This is a genomic window from Yoonia sp. (genome assembly GCF_046292185.1).
GTDB lineage: Bacteria > Pseudomonadota > Alphaproteobacteria > Rhodobacterales > Rhodobacteraceae > Yoonia.
Genome location: NZ_JBKBQY010000050.1, coordinates 1 through 24,996 on the forward strand (window position 1 = coordinate 1; position 24,996 = coordinate 24,996).

The 24,996-nt window shown below is 62.3% G+C and carries 26 protein-coding genes; 13 read left to right on the forward strand and 13 right to left on the reverse strand.

The features are described 5' to 3' along the window. The 4 genes from ACK4TM_RS10435 to ACK4TM_RS10450 all read left to right on the forward strand — a co-directional run. The coding region (locus ACK4TM_RS10435) for an ABC-F family ATP-binding cassette domain-containing protein (protein ID WP_409700811.1) at positions 1-1,491 on the forward strand (1,491 nt) is incomplete at its 5' end. Positions 1,492-1,526: 35 nt separating this feature from the next. Next, the gene (locus ACK4TM_RS10440) at positions 1,527-2,156 is read left to right on the forward strand and encodes a MarC family protein (RefSeq protein ID WP_409700814.1); all 630 of its coding nucleotides are present in this window, start codon (positions 1,527-1,529) and stop codon (positions 2,154-2,156) included. A 17-nt stretch (positions 2,157-2,173) separates the two neighbouring features. After that, on the forward strand, positions 2,174-2,752 hold the full coding sequence (locus ACK4TM_RS10445) for a TIGR02281 family clan AA aspartic protease (protein ID WP_409700817.1): 579 nt from the start codon (positions 2,174-2,176) through the stop codon (positions 2,750-2,752). Continuing rightward, complete coding sequence (locus tag ACK4TM_RS10450; protein WP_409700820.1) at positions 2,749-2,841, forward strand: DNA polymerase III subunit chi; 93 nt, start codon at positions 2,749-2,751, stop codon at positions 2,839-2,841. Before ACK4TM_RS10445 ends, ACK4TM_RS10450 begins: the two co-directional genes overlap by 4 nt. A 17-nt stretch (positions 2,842-2,858) precedes the next feature. On the opposite strand, the gene ACK4TM_RS10455 is transcribed toward ACK4TM_RS10450, so the two are convergent. From ACK4TM_RS10455 to ACK4TM_RS10465, 3 genes are all read right to left on the reverse strand, one after another. Beyond that, positions 2,859-3,497, reverse strand: coding sequence for a hypothetical protein (locus ACK4TM_RS10455; RefSeq protein WP_409700823.1), 639 nt, complete (start codon positions 3,495-3,497; stop codon positions 2,859-2,861). A gap of 181 nt (positions 3,498-3,678) precedes the next feature. Further along, the gene (locus ACK4TM_RS10460; RefSeq protein ID WP_409700826.1) at positions 3,679-4,140 is read right to left on the reverse strand and encodes a DNA polymerase III subunit chi; all 462 of its coding nucleotides are present in this window, start codon (positions 4,138-4,140) and stop codon (positions 3,679-3,681) included. Next, the gene (locus ACK4TM_RS10465) at positions 4,141-5,610 is read right to left on the reverse strand and encodes a leucyl aminopeptidase (protein WP_409700829.1); all 1,470 of its coding nucleotides are present in this window, start codon (positions 5,608-5,610) and stop codon (positions 4,141-4,143) included. Positions 5,611-5,760: 150 nt separating this feature from the next. Here ACK4TM_RS10465 and lptF point away from each other — a divergent pair, with 150 nt between their 5' ends. The 6 genes from lptF to rsmA are packed head-to-tail and all read left to right on the forward strand — an operon-like array spanning position 5,761 to position 13,123. Next, entirely contained in the window at positions 5,761-6,870 is a 1,110-nt protein-coding gene (lptF, locus tag ACK4TM_RS10470; protein WP_409700886.1) for an LPS export ABC transporter permease LptF, read from the forward strand. Continuing rightward, positions 6,867-7,961, forward strand: coding sequence for an LPS export ABC transporter permease LptG (gene lptG, locus ACK4TM_RS10475; protein WP_409700832.1), 1,095 nt, complete (start codon positions 6,867-6,869; stop codon positions 7,959-7,961). The genes lptF and lptG overlap by 4 nt, the downstream gene beginning before the upstream one ends. Then, positions 7,961-10,057, forward strand: a complete 2,097-nt coding sequence (locus tag ACK4TM_RS10480) for an LPS-assembly protein LptD (RefSeq protein ID WP_409700835.1) — start codon at positions 7,961-7,963, stop codon at positions 10,055-10,057. The genes lptG and ACK4TM_RS10480 overlap by 1 nt, the downstream gene beginning before the upstream one ends. A 17-nt stretch (positions 10,058-10,074) precedes the next feature. Next, entirely contained in the window at positions 10,075-11,298 is a 1,224-nt protein-coding gene (locus tag ACK4TM_RS10485; RefSeq protein ID WP_409700838.1) for a peptidylprolyl isomerase, read from the forward strand. Further along, positions 11,295-12,281 carry a 4-hydroxythreonine-4-phosphate dehydrogenase PdxA gene (gene pdxA / locus ACK4TM_RS10490; protein WP_409700841.1) on the forward strand — a complete coding sequence of 329 codons (987 nt, stop codon included), beginning with the start codon at positions 11,295-11,297 and terminating at the stop codon, positions 12,279-12,281. The genes ACK4TM_RS10485 and pdxA overlap by 4 nt, the downstream gene beginning before the upstream one ends. Beyond that, positions 12,278-13,123 carry a 16S rRNA (adenine(1518)-N(6)/adenine(1519)-N(6))-dimethyltransferase RsmA gene (gene rsmA / locus ACK4TM_RS10495; RefSeq protein ID WP_409700844.1) on the forward strand — a complete coding sequence of 282 codons (846 nt, stop codon included), beginning with the start codon at positions 12,278-12,280 and terminating at the stop codon, positions 13,121-13,123. Before pdxA ends, rsmA begins: the two co-directional genes overlap by 4 nt. Before the next feature lies 1 nt (position 13,124). Here the strand turns inward: rsmA and ACK4TM_RS10500 are convergent, their stop codons facing one another. The 7 genes from ACK4TM_RS10500 to ACK4TM_RS10530 form a co-directional block, all read right to left on the reverse strand. After that, complete coding sequence (locus ACK4TM_RS10500; RefSeq protein WP_409700847.1) at positions 13,125-13,715, reverse strand: DUF4167 domain-containing protein; 591 nt, start codon at positions 13,713-13,715, stop codon at positions 13,125-13,127. A 202-nt stretch (positions 13,716-13,917) separates the two neighbouring features. Then, positions 13,918-14,742 carry a peptide chain release factor N(5)-glutamine methyltransferase gene (gene prmC / locus ACK4TM_RS10505; RefSeq protein WP_409700850.1) on the reverse strand — a complete coding sequence of 275 codons (825 nt, stop codon included), beginning with the start codon at positions 14,740-14,742 and terminating at the stop codon, positions 13,918-13,920. Continuing rightward, the gene (gene prfA / locus ACK4TM_RS10510; RefSeq protein ID WP_409700853.1) at positions 14,739-15,794 is read right to left on the reverse strand and encodes a peptide chain release factor 1; all 1,056 of its coding nucleotides are present in this window, start codon (positions 15,792-15,794) and stop codon (positions 14,739-14,741) included. The genes prmC and prfA overlap by 4 nt, the downstream gene beginning before the upstream one ends. An 18-nt stretch (positions 15,795-15,812) precedes the next feature. Beyond that, positions 15,813-16,250 (reverse strand): DUF1499 domain-containing protein, encoded by a 438-nt coding sequence (locus ACK4TM_RS10515; protein ID WP_409700856.1) that lies wholly within the window; start codon positions 16,248-16,250, stop codon positions 15,813-15,815. Next, entirely contained in the window at positions 16,247-17,188 is a 942-nt protein-coding gene (gene speB, locus ACK4TM_RS10520) for an agmatinase (protein ID WP_409700859.1), read from the reverse strand. Before speB (ACK4TM_RS10520) ends, ACK4TM_RS10515 begins: the two co-directional genes overlap by 4 nt. Beyond that, positions 17,185-18,156 (reverse strand): agmatinase, encoded by a 972-nt coding sequence (speB, locus tag ACK4TM_RS10525; protein WP_409700862.1) that lies wholly within the window; start codon positions 18,154-18,156, stop codon positions 17,185-17,187. Before speB (ACK4TM_RS10525) ends, speB (ACK4TM_RS10520) begins: the two co-directional genes overlap by 4 nt. Positions 18,157-18,205: 49 nt before the next feature. Further along, on the reverse strand, positions 18,206-19,363 hold the full coding sequence (locus ACK4TM_RS10530; RefSeq protein ID WP_409700865.1) for a M20 aminoacylase family protein: 1,158 nt from the start codon (positions 19,361-19,363) through the stop codon (positions 18,206-18,208). 61 nt (positions 19,364-19,424) lie between these two features. Here ACK4TM_RS10530 and mazG point away from each other — a divergent pair, with 61 nt between their 5' ends. Both mazG and ACK4TM_RS10540 read left to right on the forward strand, forming a co-directional pair. Then, positions 19,425-20,255 carry a nucleoside triphosphate pyrophosphohydrolase gene (gene mazG / locus ACK4TM_RS10535; protein ID WP_409700868.1) on the forward strand — a complete coding sequence of 277 codons (831 nt, stop codon included), beginning with the start codon at positions 19,425-19,427 and terminating at the stop codon, positions 20,253-20,255. A 69-nt stretch (positions 20,256-20,324) separates the two neighbouring features. Further along, on the forward strand, positions 20,325-21,329 hold the full coding sequence (locus tag ACK4TM_RS10540) for a Fe(3+) ABC transporter substrate-binding protein (protein ID WP_409700871.1): 1,005 nt from the start codon (positions 20,325-20,327) through the stop codon (positions 21,327-21,329). 101 nt (positions 21,330-21,430) lie between these two features. Here the strand turns inward: ACK4TM_RS10540 and ACK4TM_RS10545 are convergent, their stop codons facing one another. Both ACK4TM_RS10545 and ACK4TM_RS10550 read right to left on the reverse strand, forming a co-directional pair. Then, positions 21,431-23,239, reverse strand: coding sequence for an ABC-F family ATP-binding cassette domain-containing protein (locus tag ACK4TM_RS10545; protein ID WP_409700874.1), 1,809 nt, complete (start codon positions 23,237-23,239; stop codon positions 21,431-21,433). 42 nt (positions 23,240-23,281) lie between these two features. Continuing rightward, the gene (locus tag ACK4TM_RS10550) at positions 23,282-24,001 is read right to left on the reverse strand and encodes a GNAT family N-acetyltransferase (protein ID WP_409700877.1); all 720 of its coding nucleotides are present in this window, start codon (positions 23,999-24,001) and stop codon (positions 23,282-23,284) included. Positions 24,002-24,071: 70 nt separating this feature from the next. Here ACK4TM_RS10550 and msrB point away from each other — a divergent pair, with 70 nt between their 5' ends. Continuing rightward, a complete protein-coding gene (msrB, locus tag ACK4TM_RS10555) occupies positions 24,072-24,464 on the forward strand; it encodes a peptide-methionine (R)-S-oxide reductase MsrB (RefSeq protein ID WP_409700880.1) in 393 nt (130 codons plus the stop codon). Here the strand turns inward: msrB and ACK4TM_RS10560 are convergent. After that, on the reverse strand, positions 24,461-24,946 hold the full coding sequence (locus tag ACK4TM_RS10560; RefSeq protein ID WP_409700883.1) for an outer membrane protein assembly factor BamE: 486 nt from the start codon (positions 24,944-24,946) through the stop codon (positions 24,461-24,463). The genes msrB and ACK4TM_RS10560 overlap by 4 nt on opposite strands. Positions 24,947-24,996 lie beyond the last annotated feature (50 nt).

Here is a 24,996-nt window from a genome sequence, read left to right on the forward strand (position 1 = left end):
GCCGAGGCGCGCGCCGCCACGATCCTGAAAGGTCTGGGGTTCACCCATGAAGAACAGCAACAGCCCTGTTCGGCGTTTTCCGGCGGCTGGCGGATGCGCGTGGCGCTGGCGGCGGTGCTGTTCAGCGAACCCGATCTGTTGCTGCTGGATGAGCCGACCAACTATCTCGACCTTGAAGGCGCGCTCTGGCTGGAGGCCTATCTGGTCAAATACCCCCATACCGTGCTGATCGTCAGCCACGACCGCGAATTGCTGAACCGGTCTGTCGGCGGCATCCTGCATCTGGAAGACAAGGGGCTGATTTATTACACCGGCACCTACGACATGTTTGCCAAACAGCGCGCGGAGAAACGCGCGCTGATGACATCCGCTGCGAAAAAGCAAGACGCGAAACGCGCGCATTTGCAGGCTTTCGTGGACCGGTTCAAGGCGAAGGCATCGAAAGCCAAACAGGCGCAGTCGCGGGTCAAGGCGCTGGAAAAGATGGAAACCATCCGCGCGCCCGAAGATGCGGCGCGCACGGTCTTTACCTTTCCTGAACCCGAAGAACTCGCCCCGCCGATCATCGCGACCGAAGCCGCTGCCGTGGGGTATGGAAATACCATCGTGCTGCATGATCTGAACCTGCGGATCGATCAGGACGACCGGATCGCGCTGTTGGGCCGCAATGGTGAGGGCAAATCGACCCTGTCGAAGATGCTGTCCGGGCGGTTGGACGTTGCGCGCGGCAAGATGGTGACATCGAACAAGCTGCGCATCGGGTTTTTCGCCCAGCATCAGGTTGATGAATTGTATGTCGATGAAACCCCGCTGCAGCACCTGATGCGCGAACGCGCCAGCGAAGGGCAAGCCCGGCTGCGCGCGCGGCTGGCCGGGTTCGGCCTTGGCGCGGATCAGGCGGAAACCGAGGTCGGGCGCCTGTCGGGCGGTCAAAAGGCGCGTCTGTCGCTGCTGCTGGCCACCCTGCCCGCGCCGCATCTGCTGATCCTCGATGAGCCGACAAACCACCTTGATATCGAAAGCCGAGAGGCGCTGGTCGAGGCGCTGACCGCCTATTCCGGTGCCGTGATCCTTGTCAGCCACGATATGCATCTTTTGTCGATGGTCGCGGACCGGCTGTGGCTGGTCAAGGACGGCCATGTCAAACCCTATGACGACGATCTGGAATCCTATCGTCGCCTGCTGTTGACGCCGGAAAAACCTGCGGAAAAGGACAAGCCAAAACCAAAAACTGCGCCGAAACCGACGCGTGATGAAATCCTTGCCTTGCGGTCGGATGTGCGCAAGAACGAAGAACGTGTCAATAAAATCAACGACATGCGCGACAAACTTGCCAAGAAACTGGCTGACCCCGCGCTTTATGATGATGCCAAGGCGGGCGAACTGGCGACATGGAACAAGAAATACGCGGAGGTCATGGACGGTCTGGGCCGGGCCGAGGCGATGTGGATGGCCGCGCTTGAAAAGCTGGAAAAGGCTGAAAAAGCCTGACATCCTGTTGATAACCCAAGGCTGGACCCGGAATAATGACTGAACTGCCCGCTCTGATCGCGGCCTTCACCACGCTGTTCATCATCATGGACCCGCCGGGGCTGGCCCCTGTGTTTATCGCCCTGACCCAAGGCATGACGCCCAGCCAGCGCCGCGTCATCGCGGTGCGCGCTTGTATCGTCGCGGCCAGCCTGCTGATGCTGTTTTTGTTCGTGGGCGAGGCGCTGCTGGGGTTCATCGGCATCTCGATGGATGCGTTCCGCATCGCGGGCGGTGTTCTGTTGTTTCTGACAGCGCTTGATATGCTGTTCCAGCGCCGACAGGCCCGGCGCGCGGACAACGCCGCCGAAGGTCAGGCCGAACATCACGATGATCCGTCTGTCTTTCCGCTGGCGCTGCCCTTGATCGTGGGGCCGGGGGCGATCACCACGGTGATCCTGCTGGCGGGCAATTCGCCCTCTGCCGCCGATTACGGCGCGATTGCAGGGGTGGTCTTTGCGGTGCTGATCATCACCTTCCTGTCCTTTCTGGCCGCCCCGGTGATCGAACGTGTGCTGGGTAAGACCGGGCTGAATATCTTGACCCGCGTGCTGGGTATGTTGCTGGCCGCTTTGGCGGTGCAATTCGTCATGGACGGATTACGGGGCTTTGGAATCGGCGCATAAGCCCTATATGAGGGGTTATGAGCACCGAACAGATCATGCAACTGACCTATCTTGTCCTGCTGGGCGCCGCGATTGGCGGGTCCGCCATTGTCGCCGGGCGCAATAATCTGGGCAAGATGGCGCAACAGGCCGCGATCTGGGCGTTGATTTTTGTGGGCGTCATAGGGGCTTACGGGCTTTGGGGCGATATCAGCCAAAATGTCAGCCCGCGTCAAAGTGCGATGGCCGACGGCACGATCACCGTGCCGCGCGGCGCGGGCGGGCATTATTTTCTGAACATTGATGTGAACGGCACGCCGGTGCGGTTCATCGTGGATACCGGCGCGTCGCAGGTCGTGCTTTCGGAGCGCGATGCCCGCCGCGCGGGGATCGACCCCGACAGCCTGACCTATTCGGGCATGGCCGCCACCGCCAACGGCATGGTGCCCACCGCGCCGGTGATGCTTGACACCATGACGCTGGAGGGCGTGACCGAAGGGCCGGTCGCCGCTGTCGTCAATGGCGGCGAAATGGACGAAAGCCTGCTTGGCATGACCTATCTGGGTCTTTATGACAGGATCGAGATTGCCAACAACACACTGGTCCTGACCCGATGATCCGCGCCCTTGCCCTGATGCTTTTGCTGGCCGCCTGCGCGCCTGCCCCTGAACTCCCGCCGGATTTCGATTCGTCCTTTGCGTTCTAGGGCGGCGCGCTGGCGTCTTATTCCGTCTGTGCCGTGGGCAGGTCTTCGCCGCTTGCCAGTGTGATGACCGTACCGATCAGCTGGCCCGCAAAGTTGATCTGCGCACTTTCCACATCCAGCGGCAGGCTTTCGCGGTTCGGCGTCGTGATATAGACGGAAATGATATCATCCTCGTGCTGGCTGACGCAGATGCGGTCGGACAGCGACATCGGCCCGGCATCGGCGTCGGCCCTTTCGTCGGCCTGAACCCGTTCGATGTACCCGCAGGCCAGTTCACCCTCCAGCGCATCGCCACCATCAAGGCGTATACTGAACAGGCGCACAGGGTTCGTCGTATAGCCGTCACCCAAGGCATTGGTCCCCACATCCAGATTGCGTGACAGAAGATCCAGCATCGCACGCTGCGCGGCAGGCGTGCTGCCCGACGTTTCGCCCGCTGCAGCCCCTGCCGGATCGGCCTGAGGCGCAGGAAATATCCGCAGGGTCGCGCGACCGATCGTTTCGCCATAGAACGCGGTCAGGATATCGTCGTCCATCGACCAATCCTGCAATTCCATGTCACGGATATTATGGGGAACATGGTCTGCATAATCTTCTGGCGCCGCCAGGGCAAGGCCGGGGGCAAGCAGTGCGGTGGTGATGGATGTCCGAAACATGCGCAGCATTGAAAATGGCTCCCTTGTCAGTTGGCGGGCCGCGACAAGACCTGCGAACCCGTTGTTCAAATTCCGCCCTTGGGGCGACGGGTGGTCAACACCGCTGCCGGATTGCGGTTCCGGTTCAGACAACACCAGCGCCGCATGTCGGTGAAATCCCGCGCAAAACCGGTCCGCTGCTTCAGCCCTGCGCCGGCTTTTCGGCCTTTTTCACCCAGCGCCCGTCTTCTTGCGCCCAATATTGCGCGGCGATCCCGGCCTCGGTCAGGGTTTTCCATTGCACGCGGGCCTGCGCCTTTGCGTCGTCGTGGCTGTCGAACAGGATACAGGCGCGCTGCAATGCGCGGGCCTCGTCCGGCGTGACCGTGGCCCCGCCCACCGCCATTACACAGGCAAAGCCATCCGCCGGCAGATCGCCCAGCAGGATCGGCTGGTCTGCGTCATGCGGACCGCCCGCCAGCCCATGCGGCAGGAAGGCATCCACCGGCCCCTGCCAGAGCAGATCATCCAGCCGCGCCAGCAAGTTGGCATCGCTGCTGCGCACCAGCACGCGCCAGCCCTGCCCGCGCGCCTTGTCCAGCAGCATCGGCAGTGTGGTTTCCAGCGGGCTGCCCTGCAATTCGTAAAAGAATACCGCGCCCATCTAAACCTCGTAATGATCCGCGATCAGCCGGTTCAGCGCCATGACGCCCCAGCCCGTCGCACCCGCAGGGGCCAGCGCGGTTTCGGATGTCACATGGGCGACGCCCGCGATATCCAGATGGCACCACGGCATGTCAGCGCGCACGAAGCGTTGCAGGAATTGCGCGGCAGTAATCGCGCCACCTGCCCGCCCGCCGGTGTTTTTCATATCGGCGATCCGGCTGTCGATCAGCGTGTCATAGGCCTTGGCCAGCGGCAGGCGCCAGGCGGATTCGCCTTCGGCCTCTGCCGCCTTGGTGAATTCGGCGCACAGCGTGTCGTTGTTGGAAAAAAGCCCTGCGTTTTCGTGACCAAGCGCCACCTCGACCGCGCCGGTCAGCGTCGCCAGATCGATCATGCCGCTAGGGTTGAACCTTTCCTGCGTGTACCACAGCACGTCGGCCAGCAGCAGCCGGCCTTCGGCGTCGGTATTGATGATCTCGATACTGTCGCCCTTCATCGACCGGACCACATCGCCGGGGCGCGTGGCGCCACCCGATGGCATGTTTTCTACCAGCCCGACGACGCCCACGACATTGGCGCGCGCCCTGCGCAGGGCCAGCGCGCGCATCACGCCCGCGACGACGCCCGCGCCGCCCATATCGGCTGTCATCTCTTCCATGCCGCCGGCCTGTTTCAGGCTGATCCCGCCGGTGTCAAAGACCACGCCCTTGCCGACCAGCGCGAAGGGCGCATCACCTGCCGGACCGCCGTTCCATGACATGACCACCACCTTGGTCGGGCTGGCGGACCCCTGCCCCACGGCCAGCAAGGCGCGCATGCCAAGGCGGGCCAGATCCGCCTCTTCCAATATCTCGACGTCAAGCCCCAGTTCCTGCATCGCGGCAAGCCGTGCGGCGAAATCATCCGTGGTCAGCACATTGGCCGGTTCATTGGTCAGATCGCGGGTGAAGAACACGCCTTCGGCGACGGCGGCCATCGGATGGGCGGTTTTGGCCACCTGTTCCGGTTCGGACACCATGAAGCGTATCCGGGGTGCCAGCGGTTTCTCGGCGGTCTTGTGGGTGTCGAAATGATAGCCACGCAGCGCCAGCCCCAGCGCGATATCCGCAGCACGCGGATGATTGCCCGCCAGCACCAGCAGATCCTGCCCGCTCTGCGCCTTGGCAAGTGCTGCACCCGCCTTGCGCGCCTCGGCCACGGATGGACGGCGGCCCAGTTTCACCACGCTGATCGCATCCGCGGCGAGCCCGGCAGGATAGCTGATCGTGGCCTGATCGCCTGCCGCCAGTTTCCTGAATATGTCCGATCCGATCAGCCGGTCCAGCGCCTTGCGCGTCAGTGTGTTAAGCTTGCGCCCCGCTGGGTCCATCCGCCCGTCCATATCCGCGAAAACAGCGATCCTGCCCCGCTGCGCTGCGATCTGGTCAAGGTCGGTGTCGATGAACCGGATTTCGGCGGGCGTGGGCATGGTGTATCCTGTCTGGCAATGATCTTCGGCAATAGGTAGCCTCTGCGTCCGGCAATGACCAGTTAGCTGTTCTATCCGGCCGCAGCTTGCGATAGTTTGCGCAAACAGGCGGGGCAAAGGACCGGAAATTTGGCGCGATTTGACAGATATATGCTGTCCCAGCTGATGGTGCTGTTCGGGTTTTTCAGCCTTGTGCTGGTGCTGGTCTATTGGATCAACCGCGCTGTGGTGCTGTTCGATCAACTGATCGCGGATGGCCAGTCTGCGGGGGTGTTCATGGAATTCACTGCGCTGACCCTGCCTGCGGTGATCCGGCTGGCGCTGCCTTTGGCGGCTTTTGCGGCGGCGGTCTATGTCACCAACCGGATGACCAGCGACAGCGAACTGACCGTGATGCAGGCGACCGGGTTTTCCATGTTCCGGCTGGCGCGCCCGGTGCTGGCCTTCGGGTTGATCGTGGCCTTGCTGATGTCGGTGCTGATGCATTTTCTGGTACCCGCCAGCAGCGCCCAACTGGCCCTGCGCCAGTCCGAGATCGCGCGCAATGTCACTGCGCGGCTGCTGAACCCCGGCACCTTTATCGAACCGATCCCCGGTGTGACCTTTTACATCCGCGATATCACGCCGGGGGGCGAATTGCTGGACCTGTTTATGTCCGACACGCGCGGCAGCGAGGATCAGATGACCTATACCGCGTCGCGCGCGTTTCTGGTGCGCGATGGCGATCAGACCCAATTGGTGATGATTGACGGCATGGTCCAGACCCTGCGGCGCGCCGATCAGCGGCTTTTCACCACGCGGTTTAACGATTTTTCCTATAATGTCGGCGATCTGCTAGCCGCGACATCGCGCAGCGGACGCAGGGCGTCGCATCTGACGACCTGGGACTTGCTGAACCCGACCCCGGAACTGGTCGCAGAAACCGGCACATCCGCCGCGCGGATGATCGCCGATGGCCATGACCGGTTCAGCCAGTCGCTGCTGGGCACGGTTGCCGCGCTGATCGGTTTCGCTACGCTGATGGTGGGTGGGCACAGCCGGTTCGGCGTTTGGCGGCAGATCGTCGCGGCCATCGCGCTGATCGTGGTGGTCAAGGCGCTGGAAACCGCCGGGTTGAATGCCGCGCGCGCCAATGCGCAATTGTGGTTCATGACCTATCTGCCGGGGATCGGCGGGCTGATGATCGTCTGGTGCCTGCTGTTCTGGGCCAGCCGGCCCTATCTGTTCAAGCGCCGGATCCGGGCAGAGGTGCCCGCATGATCCTGCACCGCTATTTCGCGCGCCGCTTTCTGATGACCTTTCTAGGGGTGCTGGCGGTCTTTTTCCTGATCATGCTGTTTCTTGATCTGGTCGAACAATTGCGCCGCTATGCCAGCGCGGATGCCACATTTCAGGACCTGTTCGCGCTGACGCTGCTGAATATCCCGCAGGCGATTTACCAGATCCTGCCGCTGATCATGATCCTGGCGGCGATCGCGCTGTTTCTGGCTTTGGCGCGGTCATCCGAACTGGTCGTGACCCGCGCGGCAGGCAGGTCGGCGTTGCGCGCGCTGTCCGCGCCGCTGGCCGTCGCCCTGTTGATCGGGGTGCTGGCGGTGGCGGTGCTGAACCCGATTGTCGCCGCAACGTCCAAGGAATACGAGGCGCGCGGCGGGGCCTTGCGCGGCGATGCATCGGTGCTGTCAATCGGATCATCGGGGCTGTGGCTGCGGCAAGGCACCAGCGACGGACAGACGGTGATCCGCGCCGCCAGCGCCAATCTGGACGGAACGGTGCTGTCGGATGTGACCTTTATCACCTTTGCGCCCGGGTCAGGCCCTGCCCGCCGGATCAACGCCGACAGCGCGATCCTGACCGACGGGGCTTGGGTGCTGACCAATGCCAAATCCTGGACCTTCGGCGATGAAGTGACGCCAGAGGCGGGGGCTGTCAGTTCTGCCGCGCTGCGCGTGCCGTCCAGCCTGACACCGGATCAGATTCGCGACAGTTTCGGCACGCCCGCGTCGATCCCGATCTGGGAATTACCCGCCTTTATCAACCGGTTGCAGGCGGCGGGATTTTCCGCACAGCGCCATCAGGTCTGGCTGCACAGCGAAATCGCGCAGCCGTTTTTCCTGATGGCGATGGTGATGATCGGGGCGAGCTTCACGATCAGGCATCAGCGCGGCGGGCGCACCGGGCTGATGGTGATGTTCGCGATCCTGCTGGCCTTCGTGATCTATTTCATCCGCAATTTCGCGCAGGTGCTGGGCGAAAACGGGCAATTGCCCGCAGCCCTTGCCGCCTGGGCGCCGCCTTTGGCCGCGATGGGCCTGTCGCTGGGCCTGCTTTTACATAATGAGGATGGCTGATGCGCTGGTTGGTTCTAATCCTGATGCTGTTGCCCGCCGGCCTGCGCGCGCAGCAGGCCGCGACCCTGATCGCGGATAACGTCACGCTGACCGCCGATAACCAGCTGATCGCCAGCGGCAATGTCGAAGCGTTCTTTGACGGTACCAGCCTGCGCGCCGCGCGCATCACCTATGACCGCGACAGCGACCGTCTGCTGATCACCGGGCCGATCACCGTGCAATCCGCCGATGGCGCGATGCTGACCGCCAGCAGCGCCGATCTGGACCCGCGGTTGCAGAACGGTATCCTGTTGGGCGCGCGTCTGGTGCTGGACCAGCAATTGCAACTGGCCGCCAATCAGATCAACCGCGAAGACGGCCGTTATCTGCAGCTTTACCGCAGTACGGCGTCGTCCTGTCAGGTCTGCGGCACCCGTGCGCCTTTGTGGGAAATCCGGGCCGAACGTGTGGTCCATGACACGCTGGAACGACAACTATATTTTGAAAATGCGACATTCCGGGTGCGCGGTGTGCCGCTGCTGTGGATACCTGCGATGCGCCTGCCCGATCCGACATTGACGCGGGCGACGGGGTTTCTGATCCCGCGCACCCGCAATACCAGCCAATTGGGGACCGGGCTGAAGACGCCCTATTTCGTGACCTTGGGCGATCATGCCGATATCACGCTGACGCCCTATCTGTCGCCGCAGACACGCACGCTGGAAATCCTGTTCCGCCGCGCCTTTGCCAACGGGTCGTTGCAGATCAGCGGTGCGGTCAGCGACGATACGTTACAGCCAGAGGCGCGGTCCTATCTGTCGGCGGTGGGTCAATTCGCGGTGGCGGGCGGTTATCAGTTGAATTTCAACTTTGAAACCGTGTCCGACAAGGCCTATCTGCTAGATTACGGCTATGGCGATCAGGACCGGCTGGAAAGCGCGCTGAGCCTTGTGCGCGCCGATGACACAAGTCTTAACGAACTGCGCCTGAGCTATTTCCAGACGCTGCGAGATTTCGAAACCAACGCGTCGCTGCCCCCCTTCATCGGCGAGGTGCGGACCGAACACCGAATCCAGCCCGGTTATGGCGGCACCCTGACCTATGCGATCAGCCTCGACACCGCCTATCGCCCGGATACGACCGACGGCGATGCAGGCCGCGACGTGACCCGAGCGGGCGGGCGCGCGGACTGGCGGCGTGACTGGATCCTGCCGGGCGGACTGGTGATGACCGGGCAAACCGGGATGCGCGCCGATCTGTACAATGTACGCGACGACAGCGCCTTTGCCGCCAATGACCTGCGGTTCGTGCCTGCGGCGATGGTCACATTGCGCTGGCCGCTGGCGCGGCCGGGCAATGGGCAGGCGGGCCATCTGATCGAACCCACCGTCACGATCAGCTGGGCCGATATCTATGGCGGGATTCCGCCCAATGAGGACAGCACAAGGTCGGAACTGGATCAGGCCAATCTGTTCGACAGGTCGCGTTTTGCCGGACAGGATGCCGTGGAAACCGGCGCGCAGGTTGCCGCCGGGCTGACATGGACACGGCTGGGCGCGGGGGGGACCACATCGACCCTGACACTGGGGCGGATTTTCCGCAGCGCGGCGCAGCCGGATTTCACCCCCTCGTCCGGCCTGTCCGGGCTGGAATCGGATTGGCTGATATCGGGGCAATATACCCTGCCCAACGGGTTATTCTTTGAATTGCGCGGCCTGCTGGATGATGACGCCGATACCACACGCACCGACGGGCGTATCCGCTGGCGCAATGAAACGGTCGATGCCGGGGCTGCCTATATCTGGCAGGCCGCCGATCTTGCCGAAAACCGCCCTGACACGATTTCGGAATGGACGCTGGATGCCGATCTGACATTGACCGATGCCTGGTCGATGACGCTTGACGCGCGCTATGATGTCGCCGCCGATAGGCCGGTGCGCGCGGGCATCGGTTTTGGCTGGCAAAACGAATGTGTGACTATCGAAGTTTCCGCCTCGCGCCGCTATACGTCTTCCACTAGTGTTGATCCGACGACCACTTTTGGGCTAAGCGGCTCTTTAGCTGGGTTTTCTGCCGGGCGGTCCGCCGGACGCCCCGCCGCACAATGCCGGCAGTGACAATGAATGAGGACCGCATGCGCCGATTTACCCTGTTAACCGCCCTTCTGGCAGCGACCCTGTCGTTAGGCCTGCCCGCAAGCGTTGCCGCACAGAACCAGTTCGCCCCGGCGATCACGGTCAACGAACGGGTCATCACCCAATACGAGCTGACCCAGCGCATCCGCCTGCTGGAGGCGTTCCGCAGCCCCGGCAACCTTAATCAGGTGGCGCGTGACCAATTGATCGAAGACCGGCTGAAACAGCAGGAAATCGACCGCGTCGGGCTGACCATCCCGCAAGAGGCGCTTGACGCAGCATTGGATGAATTCGCCGGTCGCGCCGAGATGTCGTTGCCGCAGTTCGAACGGATGCTGGCGCAAAGCGGTGTTGATGCCGTCACCCTGCGCGATTTCGTGACCATCGGCGTGTCATGGCGCGAATATGTCCGCGCCCGGTTCAACCGCGAAGTCACCGTGACCGATGCCGACGTTGCCCGCGCGCTGGGGCAGCAAGGTTCTGCCCGTACCGAGGTCGAGGTGCTGTTGTCAGAAATCATCATCGCCGCCCCGCCGGAAATGGCCGAACGCGCCGGACAGGCCGCGAACCAGATTTCACAGATGCGGTCCTTTTCCGATTTCGAAGCGGCGGCACGTCAGGTTTCTGCCCTGCCATCGCGTGAAAGCGGCGGACGGCTCGATTGGTTGCCGATCTCGAATTATCCGCCGCAACTGCAACAGGTGATTCTGGACCTGCAACCGGGGCAAGTGACCGCGCCGATCATGATCCCCAACGGGATCGCCCTGTTCCAGATGCGCGGCACGCGCGAGGCTGTCCGCCCCGCCCTGCCACCCAGCAGCCTGGAATATGCCGCCTATTACATCGCCGGTGGCCGGACCGAGGCGGGCCTGCGCATCGCCCGCGATGTCGCCAATAACGTCGATACCTGCGACGATCTTTATGGCATTGCCCGCGACCAGCCGCGCGAGGTTCTGGACCGTGTGGAACTGCCCCCGGCCCAGATTCCCGATGATATCGCGCTGGAACTGGCACGGCTTGACCCCAATGAAGTGTCCACCATTCTGACCCGCAATAACGGTCAGACGCTTGTGTTCCTGATGCTGTGCCAGCGCAATCGCGGCGCTGCCGCAGATGCCGATCCCGAAGTGGTACGCAATCAGATCCGGGGCCAGCGCCTGGCGACCTTGTCGGCAGCGCTTCTTGAGGATCTGCGCGCGCAGGCGGTGATTGCCGGGCGATGAAACCCATTGCCATCAGTTGTGGCGAACCCGCTGGCATCGGGCCGGAAGTCGCGGCCAAGGCTTGGGCCGCGCTGCGGCATGATCTGCCGATGGTCTGGATCGGTGATCCGACGCATCTGCCCCCCGGCACGCCGGTGCAGATCGTCACCGATCCGGGCGCCATCACGCCCGAAAAAATGGCGGTGCTGGCGCGCGATTTCGGCAGTCCTGCCGTTGCGGGCCAACCCAACCCGGCCCAAGCGCAAGGCGTGATCGACGCGATTGCCACAGGTGTCGATCTGGTACAATCGGGGCAGGCAAGCGCGATCTGCACCGCCCCTATTCACAAGGCGGCCTTGATGCACGGGGCCGGTTTCGCCTATCCCGGCCATACCGAATATCTGGCCGCGCTGGCGGGTGTCGACCGCGTGGTGATGATGCTCGCCTGCGACGGATTGCGCGTGGTGCCTGCCACGATCCACATCCCGCTGGCGCAGGTGCCAGAGGTGCTGAGCGCGCGTTTGCTGACCGATACGATCCTGATCACCCATGCCGCATTGCGCCGCCAGTTCGGCCTCACAGCGCCGCGCATTGCCGTGGCGGGGCTGAACCCGCATGCCGGTGAAGACGGCAAGATGGGGCAGGAAGAGGTGCAGATGATCACCCCGGTGCTGGACGCCCTGCGCGCCGAAGGGCTGGACATCACCGGCCCGCATTCCGCCGATACGCTTTTTCACGCCGCGGCACGCGCGCGCTATGACGTGGCGATCTGCATGTATCACGATCAGGCCCTGATCCCGATCAAGACGATTGATTTCGCAGGCGGGGTCAATGTGACCCTTGGCCTGCCGTTCATCCGCACCTCGCCCGATCATGGCACGGCCTTTGATATCGCGGGCAAGGGCGTGGCTGATCCAACCTCGATGATTGCCGCGCTGCGGCAGGCAGAGATCATGGCGAGAAACCTGCAGGCGTCCGGCAATCCCCCCGGCGCGCCAGCATGAGCGGCATTGATGACCTGCCAGCCCTGCGCGATGTGATCGCGCGGCATGAACTGGCGGCAAAGAAATCACTGGGGCAGAACTTCCTGCTGGACCTGAACCTGACCGCGCGGATCGCGCGGCTGGCGGGGGATCTGACGGGGGCGGATGTGCTGGAAATCGGCCCCGGCCCCGGTGGGCTGACGCGCGGATTGCTGGCCTCGGGCGCGCGGCGTGTGCTGGCGATTGAAAAAGACCCCCGCTGCCTGCCCGCCCTGGCCGAGATTGCGGCGGCCTATCCGGGCCGGTTGCAGGTGATCGCAGGCGATGCGCTGGCGATTGATCCGCTGCAATATCTGCAGACCCCGATCAAGGTTGCTGCCAACCTGCCTTATAATGTGGGGACCGAATTGCTGGTGCGCTGGCTGACGCCGCAGGACTGGCCGCCGTTCTGGCACAGCCTGACGCTGATGTTCCAGCGCGAGGTCGCAGAACGGATCGTGGCACAGCCGGGCGGCAAGGCATATGGGCGGCTGGCGTTGCTGGCGCAATGGCGCGCCGATGCGCAGATCATGATGAATCTGCCGCCCGAGGTGTTCAGCCCTCCGCCCAAGGTGCATTCCGCCGTCGTGCATCTGACAGCCCTGCCCGCGCCACGGTTTCCGGCGGACCCTGGCGTGCTGAATATGGTGGTGGCTGCGGCCTTTAACCAGCGGCGCAAGATGCTGCGATCAGCGCTGAAATCGGTCAGCCCGGTGATCGAGGATCACCTGAACGCCGTCGGCATCAAACCGACAGAACGCGCAGAACAAGTCGGGCTGGAGGCGTTTTGTGCCTTGGCGCGCAGCATCGCGGCTGCGCGCTAGCTTATTCCGCAGCTTCGGGCGAGGAATTGCCATCGCGCGGATCATTGCGCGGCTTGCGCGGGGCACGGGGTTTGCGCGCGCGCGGCTGTGGCTTTTCCTGCGGCTTTTCTTCGGGCGTGTCCACCAGACCGGTGTCGGGCTGATCGTCCTGCACCGGCGCTGCATCGCGCGGATCGGGCTGGTCATGGCCGGTGTTCTGGTTGTGGCCGGTGTTCTGGTCATGCTGGGCGGGCTGTTGGTTGCCGGCGGCTTCCTGCGCCTGCATCCGGTCCTGCCGTTCCTTGTCGCGCTCTGCCTGACGTTCGCGGTTCTGGGCCTCGACCTCTTCGCGGCGCTGATCGACCTCGCGCTGTGCTTCGGCCAGCAGACGGGTGTAATGTTCAGCGTGCTGCGCGAAGTTTTCCGCATTCACCCGGTCGCCGGACAATTGGGCGTCACGGTGCAACTGGTTGTATTTTTCAATGATCTGCTGCGGTGTTCCGCGCACTTTGCCATCGGGGCCCGAGCTTTCGAAAACCCGGTTGATGATATTTCCGCCCGAAGGACGCGGCGTGCGGTTTTTGTTCCGCGAGCGTGACTTAGATGATCTCATAGATGTGCTTTCGAGCCTTTGGCTTACCTTGCGCTGGCGCGGCATCGCGCATTTGCGCGTCTTTAAATTGCGGGCCTTGCGATGGATTGGCGACATGTCGGAGAGAGATAAACGGTCTCTTACCCATCCGATACATTGCAATAAGCATGGCATATCCGCCAAGACAAGTCAAAACTGCCTTACCCGGCCAGATTTCGCGGCCTTACCCGCCCCGGATACCCATAATGCCACGATCACGCCCGTCCAGATCGGCGATGACCGCCAGTTCGGTGAAACCAGCAGCGGCGAACATGGCTGTGACCGCCGCCGCCTGCGTCGGCCCGATTTCCACGATCAGCCGGCCGCCCGGTGCCAGATGCGTAGGCGCGCCTGCCGTGATGATGCGGTAGCACGACAGCCCGTCGCCGTGATCTGTCAGCGCCCCGGTGGGTTCGTGCAACCGCACCTCTGGCTGCAGGCCGTCCATTTCGGCGGCGGCGATATAGGGCGGGTTGGAGATGATCAGATCGAACTGCCCGCTGACGCTGCTGAACCAGTCGGATTGGCGCAGGTCGGCCCGCTGATCCAGCCCCAGCGCCGCGCGGTTCCGCGCCGCCACGGCCAGCGCGGCATCCGAGATATCGACGCCCAGCCCCCGTGCCTGTGTCCGTTCTGCCAGCAATGACAACAGGATACAGCCCGATCCGGTGCCAAGGTCCAGCACCTGCGCGAAAGGTTGTTCCAGCGCCGCGACGACGATGGATTCGGTATCGGGGCGCGGGTCCAGCACATCAGGTGTCACGACAAAGCGGTGGTTGTAAAAATCGCGATAGCCCAGCAGATGCGACAGCGGCGCGCGCGCGGCGCGTTGATCCAGCAGCGCGGCGAAACGCACGACATCCCCCGCGACATGCGCCCAGATCAGCCGCGATTCGTGACCGGGGTCCGTGACCCCGGCTGCCGCCAGACGCGCGCGCGCCTGTTCCAGCAGATCGGCCTGCGACCTGTCGATATCCCAGTATCGTCCGGCGGCAAAAAACCCGCTCACGCGCCCATCTCGGCCAGCAGGGCCGCCTGCGCCTCTGATTGCAGGGCGTCGATGATCGCATCCAGATCGCCCGCGATCACCTGCCCCAGTGAATAAAGCGTCAGATTGATCCGGTGATCGGTCAGCCGCCCTTGGGGGAAATTATAGGTGCGGATGCGTTCGGATCTGTCGCCCGACCCCACCTGCGCCTTGCGATCCGCCGATCGTTCACTGTCCACGCGCTGGCGTTCCAGATCGAACAGGCGCGTTTTCAGCACCTGCATCGCGATTTCACGGTTGCGGTGTTGCGATTTTTCGGCGCTGACGACGATGATGCCCGTGGGAATATGCAAAATCCGCACCGCCGAATCGGTGGTGTTGACGTGTTGCCCGCCCGACCCGCTGGCGCGCATCGTATCAATGCGCAGGTCATTCGGGTTGATCTGGATATCGACATCCTGCGCCTCTGGCAGCACCGCGACAGTGGCGGCGGATGTGTGAATGCGCCCGCCGCTTTCGGTTTCCGGCACGCGCTGGACGCGGTGAACGCCGCTTTCATATTTCAGCCGGGCAAAGACGCCTTCACCCGCGACCCGCGCGACAACCTCTTTGATACCCCCCAGTTCGGTCAGGCTTTGTTCAAGGATTTCAAAGCGCCAGCCCTGATTTTCGGCATAGCGTTGGTACATCCGTAACAGATCAGCGGCAAACAGTGACGCCTCATCCCCGCCGGTGCCGGGCCGGATTTCCAGCAGCGCAGGGCGCGCATCGGCGGCATCTTTCGGCAGCAGCGCCAGTTGCACGGCATGTTCAGATTCCGCCAATGCCGCCTTCAGTTCCGGCAATTCCTCTTCCGCCAGACTGCGCATTTCGGGGTCTCTGAGCATCGCCTGTGCCTCGGCGATCTGCTGCAACAATTCCTTATAGGCCTGCACGGTGTCCACCACCGGGCGCAATTCGGCATATTCGCGGCCCAAAGCGGCGATATCGCCTGCATTGGCACCATCCGACATCTTCGCTTCCAGAAACTGGAACCGGTCGATGATCTGTTCGATTTTATCTGCGGCTATCATGCAGGACCGATTGGCTGATCAGGGCGCAGTGGTCAAGGGGCCAAGCTGTGTAAGCCAATCCTGCACCCGCGCCCGGTTGACCCCCATATCGGACCCACCAAAGCGTAACCGCCCATGCACCACCAGCAGATCGCCCTGCACCGCGACGGTGGTATGGTCGGGAAAGCCCCATATCAGCGATCTTGTCTGATAGGTGATCATCCCCTGATCCACCGCCCCCGCAATCCGCGTGGTGCGCGGCGTGGCCAGGGCGATGCGGTCCAGCGCGGCCAATACCGCCTCGGGGTCAGCATTGATCTGGCGCGCGGCACGAAACCCGCCCGCCTCTGGCAAATCGCCCGGCCCATCGACCGTTGCGATCTGGTGCCAGCGCGCGACATCCGTGGGGGCCAGCCGCACATAGGCCATGGTCAAGGCGACCAACAGAATGACCACCCAGAGGATATTCATCATCATCGGTACGGCACCCCCGGCAGGATCGACAGCATCTCGAACATCAGGTTCGCGCCGGTCAGCGCGGTATTGCCCGACGGATCATAGGGTGGCGAGACTTCGACCAGATCGCAGCCGACGATATTCAAGCCACGCAAGCCCCGGATCAGTTCCATCGCCTGCGGCGTGGTCAGCCCACCGATTTCCGGCGTGCCGGTGCCGGGCGCATAGGCGGGATCAAGGCTGTCGATATCATAGGTGATGTAACAGGGCTGATCGCCGATTTGCGCCTTGATCTCTGCCGCCAAAGGCGACAGCGACTTATGCCACAGATCAGGCGCCAGATATTGATTGAACCCCCATCCGGCGGCTTCGGTGAAATCATCTGCTGTATAGCCTGTGCCGCGCAGCCCGATCTGGAACACTTTATCCGCGGTGATGATCCCTTCCTCATAGGCGCGGCGAAACACGGTGCCGTGCGTCTCGCGTTCGCCGAACATCTCATCATTCACATCGGCATGGGCATCGACATGGACCAGCGCCACCGGCCCATGTTTGCCCGCCACCGCGCGCAAGACCGGCAAGGTCAGTGTATGATCGCCACCCAGCGTCATCGGGATAAAGTTATGCCTGAGGTGTGCGGCATAAGTCTCTGTGATAATACGGATTGTATCCGACAGGCTGAACGTATTGATCGGCACATCACCCAGATCGGCACATTGCAGCGCGTCAAAAGGCGCGGCCCCGGTCTGGATGTTATAGGGACGGATCATCGCCGATTGTTCGCGTAATTGCTTGGGTCCCATCCGCGTGCCGGACCGCCAGGATGTGCCGATATCCATCGGGATTCCGATGAACCCGACATCCAGCCCCGCAGCGCTGTCCACCTGCGGCAGGCGCATGAAACTTTGCGGCCCCGAAAACCGGGCCAGATCATTGCCGCTGATCGGTTGATTTTTCATCGCTTTCCCCGTTTGTTCCAAAGCGCCAGACAGCACAGTTCCATCGCGACATGCGCGCCCGCAATCGCCGTGGCCCCGGTGGTGTCATAGGGCGGCGAGACCTCGACAATATCGCCGCCGACCATATTGATCCCCGCCAGATCGCGCAGCATCGCCGCCGCCTGCCAACTGGCCAAGCCACCCCAGACCGGCGTGCCTGTGCCGGGGGCGAAGGCGGGATCGAGCGCGTCAATGTCAAAGGTGACATAGGTTGGATGATCGCCAACGATCCCGCGCACCTCGGCCACGACATCCGCAGCGCCACGTTCATGGCAGGCGCGCGCATCAATAAAACGCATTCCCAGATAATCATCGCAGTCCGTGCGGATACCGATCTGGACGGAACGCTTGGGATCAACCAAGCCCAGCTTGACCGCCTTGTACATGAATGTGCCATGATCGATCCGGCTCATGTCGTCGTCGCGCCACAGGTCGGAATGCGCATCGAACTGGATCACTGACAGGGGCCCGTATTTATCGGCATAAGCCCTTAGAATCGGCAGGGTGATGAAATGATCGCCCCCCAGCGTGATCGTCCCCGGCCCCGCCGCCAGAATGCCCGCAATATGCGCCTGCACCAGATCTGGCACGCCGGCGACCGATGCGTAATCAAAAGCCATGTCGCCATAATCGACGATGGCAAATTCCGACAGCGGATCGAACCCGTCCCAGCCATAAGGCGGATCATAGGGTTGCAGACACGATGCCTCGCGGATCGCGCGCGGCCCGAACCTTGTGCCGGGGCGATGCGTCACCGCCTGATCGAACGGCACGCCTGTCACGACCAGATCGACGCCCGTCAGATCCTTGGTATAGGCCCGGCGCAGGAACGAGGTCGCCCCGCCAAAGGCATTCTCGAACGCCAGCCCGCGCCTGTCATGCCGGGTAAAGGCCAGATCGACCTGCCCTTTCGCATCTTCCAAAGCCATTCTTCACACCTTCTTATTTTCAAAAACATTCCCGACGGAGGCTAAAGTTTTACCCCACCGGCAAGGCACGCTCGACGATCCGGGCAAAGAACGACGCCCCCACCGGCGCCCCGGTATCATCGAAATCATAAGCCGGATGATGCAACCCCGCCGTGTCGCCATTGCCCACGAACAGATAGGCACCGGGGCGTACATTGAGCATATAGGCGAAATCCTCTGCCCCCATTTCCGGCTTGGCGTCATCGACAACGTTGTCCGACACCTCGCGCGCGACGGCGGCGGCAAAGGCCGATTTATCCGCATCATTGATCGTCGCCGGATAGCCGATTTCATACTCCAGCTCTGCCGTGACGCCATAGGATGCCGCCTGCCCCGCAACAATCTCTTCCAGCCGCTTTTGCACCATGGCCTGCACATCCGGATTGAACGTCCGCACCGTGCCGTTGATATAGCCGGTGTCGGGGATCACGTTATCGGTCGATCCGGTGTGGATCTGCGTGACCGACACGACCAGTTCCTGCAAAGCATAATGGTTGCGGCTGACAATCGTCTGGATCGCGCTGGCGATACCCACACAGGCGACGACGGGATCGGCGGTTTCATGCGGCATCGCGCCATGGCCGCCGCGGCCTTTGACATGGATATGGAACGTATCTACCGCCGCCATGATCGGGCCGGGGGTGGTGTAGAACGCCCCCACCGGCGTGCCAGGGGCGTTGTGCAGGGCGTAAACCTCGGCCACGTCGAAACGGTCCAATATCCCTTCCTGCACCATGACTTCGGCCCCGCCGCCGCCTTCTTCGGCAGGTTGAAAGATCAGGGCGACACGGCCCGCGAAATTGCGGGTCTCGGCCAGATATTTCGCCGCCCCCAGCAGCATGGTGGTATGGCCGTCATGGCCGCAGGCATGCATCGCGCCGGGCACGGTCGAGGCGTAATCCAGCCCCGTCACCTCATCCATCGGCAAAGCATCCATATCGGCGCGCAGGCCGATCGTACGGCCTGTGCCCTGCCCGTTGATGATCGCGACGATCCCGCTGGTGGCGATGCCTTCATGCACCTCATCCACCCCGAAGGCGCGCAGTTTTTCCGCGACGAAAGCCGCCGTCTGATGGCAATCGAATCGCAGCTCCGGGTTGGCGTGCAGATGTCTGCGCCAGCCTTTCATGTCTTCGGCATAATCGGCGATACGGTTGATAACGGGCATGTCTGGCACTTTCTGTCTCTTCGCAATAGGGTCAGTTGATCCCAAGTTGAAGGTGGCTGCAATGGCTGACGACCCTCTGATTCACGACCCCGATGGCGGTATGCCGCGCCTGTTGGAAATCATGCGCCGCTTGCGTGACCCCGACACTGGCTGCCCTTGGGATATCGCGCAGGATTTCAACACCATCGCGCCCTATACGATCGAAGAAGCCTATGAGGTCGCCGATGCCATCGCGCGCAGCGATTGGGCAGAGCTTGAGGGCGAGTTGGGTGATCTGCTGTTGCAGACCGTCTATCACACCCAGATCGGGGCCGAGGCGGGGCATTTCACCTTTGACACCGTCGTGAAAAACATCGCCGACAAGATGGTCGCGCGGCATCCACATGTCTTTGGCGACGAAAACCGCGACAAATCTGCCGAACAGCAGGTCGTGGATTGGGAAAAGATCAAGGCGGCCGAACGCGCAGGCAAGGCGCAGGGCGGCGTGCTGGACGGTGTTGCACTTGGCCTGCCCGCGCTGATGCGCGCGGTGAAATTGCAAAAACGCGCCGCCCGCGTGGGGTTCGACTGGCCCGATACATCGCATGTGCTGGACAAGATCATCGAAGAAGCGGGCGAATTGGTCGCCGCCCGCGACATCCTGTCCCATGCCGAGATCAAGGATGAAATGGGCGATCTTTTGTTCGTGCTGGCCAATCTGGCACGCCATCTGGATGTCGACCCGGAAGAGGCGCTGCGCGGCACCAATGACAAATTCACACGGCGTTTCAAAGGCATAGAAGACGCGCTTGCCGCCCGTGGCAAGACGCCGGCCCAGTCAGACCTGAATGAAATGGATGCATTATGGGAGGCCGAGAAGGTGCTGGAAAAGGCACGGAAATTCCCTGAGTAAAAGATTCAGGTATTGACCGAAGTAAAAGACTCAGGTTTACAGGCCCCAGTTCAAAAAAGGAGCCTTCCCATGAACCTGCGCAATATCCTTCTGGCCAGCAGCTGTGTCGCCATCGCCGGCCCTGCTATCGCTGATGTGAACATCTACACCACCCGCCAGCCTTTCCTGATCGAGCCGGTGATGGAAGCCTTCACCGCCGAAACCGGCATTGCCGTCAATCTGTCCTTTGTCGAAGAAGGCCTGGTCGAACGCCTGCGCGCCGAAGGCGACCGTTCGCCTGCCGATCTGGTGATGACGGTGGATATCGCCAATCTCAAGCAGATCGTGGATGCGGATGTCGTTCAGCCTGTCGAAAGCGACGTGCTGACAGCGGCTATTCCTGCTGAACTGCGTTCCGAGGACAATCTGTGGTTCGCGCTGACCAGCCGCGCCCGCGTGATCTATGCGTCCAACGAACGCGTGGCCGATGGTGAAGTCACCACCTACGAAGATCTGACGAATGAAAAATGGGCCGGTCGCATCTGTTCGCGTTCGGGTCTGAACAATTACAACCTTGCCCTGCTGTCCGCCGTTATCGCGCATAAGGGCGAAGATGAAGCACGCGAATGGGCCGCCGGTGTGCGCGAAAATCTGGCGCGCAGCCCCGAAGGCAATGACCGCGCGCAGGTGCGTGCGATCTGGGCCGGGGAATGCGATATCTCGCTGACCAACACCTATTACATGGGTGCGATGCTGGCCGATCCTGAACAGCAGGAATGGGCCAATTCCGTGCGCATCATCTTCCCGACATTCGAGGATGGCGGCACCCATATCAACGTGTCCGGCATCGCGATGACAAACGCGGCCCCGAACCGCGATGAGGCGCTGCAATTGATGGAATTCCTGGTTTCGCCCGCAGCACAGCAGATCTATGCGGAAGCCAACTATGAATATCCCGTTCTGGAAGGCGCCGAACTGTCTGAACTGGTCGCAAGCTGGGGTGAATTCACGCCCGACGACGTCAGCCTGGACGAACTGGCCACACATCGTCCTGCCGCTGTGCGGATCATGGAAGAAGTCAACTTCGACGGCTAAAAATCAGTGTGGGGGGCTTTTGCCCCCCACATCCCTAGTGGGAAATTCACGTCAGATCGCACAGGGCGCAGATCGACAATAACAGCGGAGGCAAAGGCGTTTCAGCCGCCGGCTTTTTCTTCCAGCGCCAGCCATTCGTCTTCGGCATCCGACAATTGCATCTGCCGCGCGACCAGTGCATCGCTGGCTTTCGCGAATTTCACCGGATTGTCGGTGAACAGGGCCGGATCGGCCAGCAATTCTTCCAATTTGCCAATCTCTGCCGTCAGCGTGGCGATCACGCCGGGCAATGCCTCCAACCGGTGTTTTTCGGTAAAGGACAGACCGCCGGTGGATTTCCTTTCCGCCTGCTTTTCCTTTTTCGCCAATGGCTTGGTTGCTGTCGCGCTTTCGGTAAAATCGCCGCCGCGCTGATCGCGGTAATCGGACCAGCCGCCGGGATAAACCACCGCCTGCCCGTTGCCCTCCATCGCGATGGTGGTCGTCGCCACCCGGTCAAGGAAATCGCGGTCGTGGCTGACCAGCAGCACCGTGCCGTCGTAATCGCCCAGGATGTCCTGCAGCAGATCCAGCGTTTCAATGTCCAGATCGTTGGTCGGTTCGTCCAGCACCAGAAGATTGCTTTCCCGCGCCATCAGACGCGCCAACAGCAAACGTGCCTTTTCGCCACCTGACAGCGACCGGACCGGCGCGCGCGCCTGTGCCTCATCGAACAGGAATTCCTTGAGATAGCCGACAACGTGTTTCGGCGTGCCGCGCACCATGATCTGATCGGATTTGCCAGACACACCCAGTTCAGGGTCAGAGGCAAGGTTTTCCCACAGCGTCATGTCCTGATTCAGTGCCGCACGGGACTGATCGAACACCGCGATATCAAGCTTGGTGCCCAATTTCACCTGACCCGCGTCAGGTTCCACCTGCCCCAGCAGCATCTTGATCAGCGTGGTCTTGCCCACGCCATTCGGCCCGACAAAGGCGATCCGGTCGCCGCGCTGCACGGTCAGGTCCAGACCCTGCACGATGGTCTTGCCGTCAAACGCCTTGGTCAGCCCGAAACATTCCATAACCTTGCGACCGGAACTTGACCCGCCCTCGAACGCCATCGCCGCCGTGCCCTGACGCCGGATCTGGCCCGCTTTTTCGGCGCGCAGGTCCTGCAAGGCCCGCAAACGCCCTTGGTTCCGGGTCCGGCGTGCGGAAATACCTTCAACGGCCCAGCGTGCCTCTGCCTTGATCTTGCGGTTGAGCTTGTGGCGCTGCTGGTCTTCATCTTCCCAGATCTTGTCGCGCCATTCCTCGAACGCATCGAATCCCTGTTCGGCCCGGCGCACAGCGCCCCGGTCAATCCATAGCGTCGCGCGCGTCAATGCGCGCAGAAAGGCCCGGTCGTGGCTGATCAGCACAAAGGCCGCGCGCGTCTGTTTCAATTCATTCTCAAGCCAGGCGATGGCTTCGATATCGAGATGGTTGGTCGGCTCGTCCAGCAGCATCAATTCGGGCGCTTCGGCCATCAGTTTCGCCAGCGCTGCACGGCGGCGTTCGCCGCCCGATGCTGTCGCCACAGCACCTTCGGGATCGAATTTCAGCCCTTCGGCGACCATATCGACCTTATAGGATTCCTCTGGTGGCAGACCGCTGGCGGCATATTCGCCAAGCGTGGTGAACCCGTCCATCGTCGGGTCCTGTTCCATATAGCCGACCTGCACACCGGGCGATGCGACACGGGTGCCGCTGTCGGCCTGCACAAGACCTGCCATCACCTTCATCAGGGTGGATTTACCTGACCCGTTCCGTCCGACCAGCGCGACACGGTCGCCCGGCTGGATGACCAGAGACAGGTCAGCAAAAACAGGATCGCCGCCGAAAGTCAGCGCGATATCGGAAATCTGAAGAAGGGGTGCACGTGCCATGCCCGCCTGCTATTGCGTGGCAGTGACCAGCGCAAGGGGTTTTCAGCCTGCCCCCAGTGCCGCGCGGATCGCTTTGGCGCGCGCGGGCGGCACGGCGGCGATATCGACGCAGGTAAAGACGTGAAACGTGTTCATCTGCCGGTCAATCACAACATGGTCACTGACCCAGCCGCCCATCGCCAGATAGGACCGCAACAGCGACGGCAAAGGTGCCTTGCCGCGCGCTCTCGCGTCTTTCAGGCGCACCACCTCGGGTGCCTTGATGCCGGGGCGTAAACTGTCAGGCCCGACGGATTGCGCGGCAAGGCGCGCCAATGCGACGCCGTAAACCGCCGTATCCGTCCCGGCAAAGCTGGTGCAACCGAACAGCATCCGCACCCCCGCATCATCGACGATCTGCGTCAGCGCGCCCCAGGCCGCGCGCACGACATCGGCGTCCTGCAGATCGGGGCTGATGCAGAACCGCCCCAGTTCCATCATCGGGCCCGCCTGCCCGGCCAGCCCGGAAAGATCGTAATATTGCGCGGCATAGCATCCGGGCAGATCCCCGGCATCCCCGATCAGCAGCATCCGGGCGGCGGCGATCAGGCGGTCATCGGCATCCTCGATCATCAGATGCTGGCAGCGCGGATCGAAATCATCGCGGTCCAGCCCGGTTTTGCCGAAAAAGCACAGGTGCCGCAGCGCCTGACAGGCCTGCAGATCATCATCCCCAGCCGCCAGCCGCGCGCGGTAGCGTCCGAATTGCATCGTGATTGTCATGGCATCCTGCCTTGGCGACGTGCTGTTCACACCCTAGATCAAGGTACAGACAAGGAAAAGGACCATATCGATGGACAAAATCATCAAGTCAGACGCCGAATGGCGCGCACAATTGTCGGATCTGGCCTATAAGGTCACCCGCAAACATGGCACCGAACGGGCGGGCAGCCACGAAGACTTCCCCAAGGACCCCGGCACCTATATGTGTGTCTGCTGTGGCGCGCCGCTGTTCGACCAGAGCACCAAGTTCGAAAGCGGCACCGGCTGGCCGTCTTTCTTTGCGCCGCTGGATGATGAGGTCGTGGGCGAAACCACCGACCGCAGTTTTTTCATGAAACGGACAGAGGTGCATTGCGCCCGCTGTGACGCGCATCTGGGCCATGTGTTCCCGGACGGACCCGCGCCAACGGGCCTGCGTTATTGCCTGAACGGTGTGGCCCTGACCTTTGAACCCGCGGATTAAAGCGGGTCGTCATTCGCCCCCAGCAAAGTGCCCGCATCGATCCGCCCGAAAGAGCCAAGCAATTGCGACAACACGCCGACATCCGCGATGCCGTCATCGGTGACGCGGCGGTCGAGCGTGACGAGGGCCCCGTCTTCCAGCCCATAACGGGTGACATTGCGAACCCGGTCAGCCGCGTCAAAGGTCACGGCAAGCACGGTGCGGTCCACCTCGCGCGGGGCAAAGGGGCCGATCCGTTCAAACCGGCTGGAGACGTAATAGATCGTGTCGCTGCGCATGCCGCCATCCGATGTGGGCGGCCCGAACAGGCTGACGACATCGCTGCGGCTGGTCTGGCCGATCTGCAGTTGTGCGATTTCGCGCGCATCTGGCGCGAATCCGTGGAACCGGGTCATCGGCGCACAGGCCGTAACCGCCGCCAGCGCCAGAACCATGCCCGAGGCCCGCAAAGTCGCGCGCAGATTGCCGGTGATGATGATCATTAGGAAGGCCCCTTGCTTTGGCATCTGATGCCTTTTATCTCACCTACAAC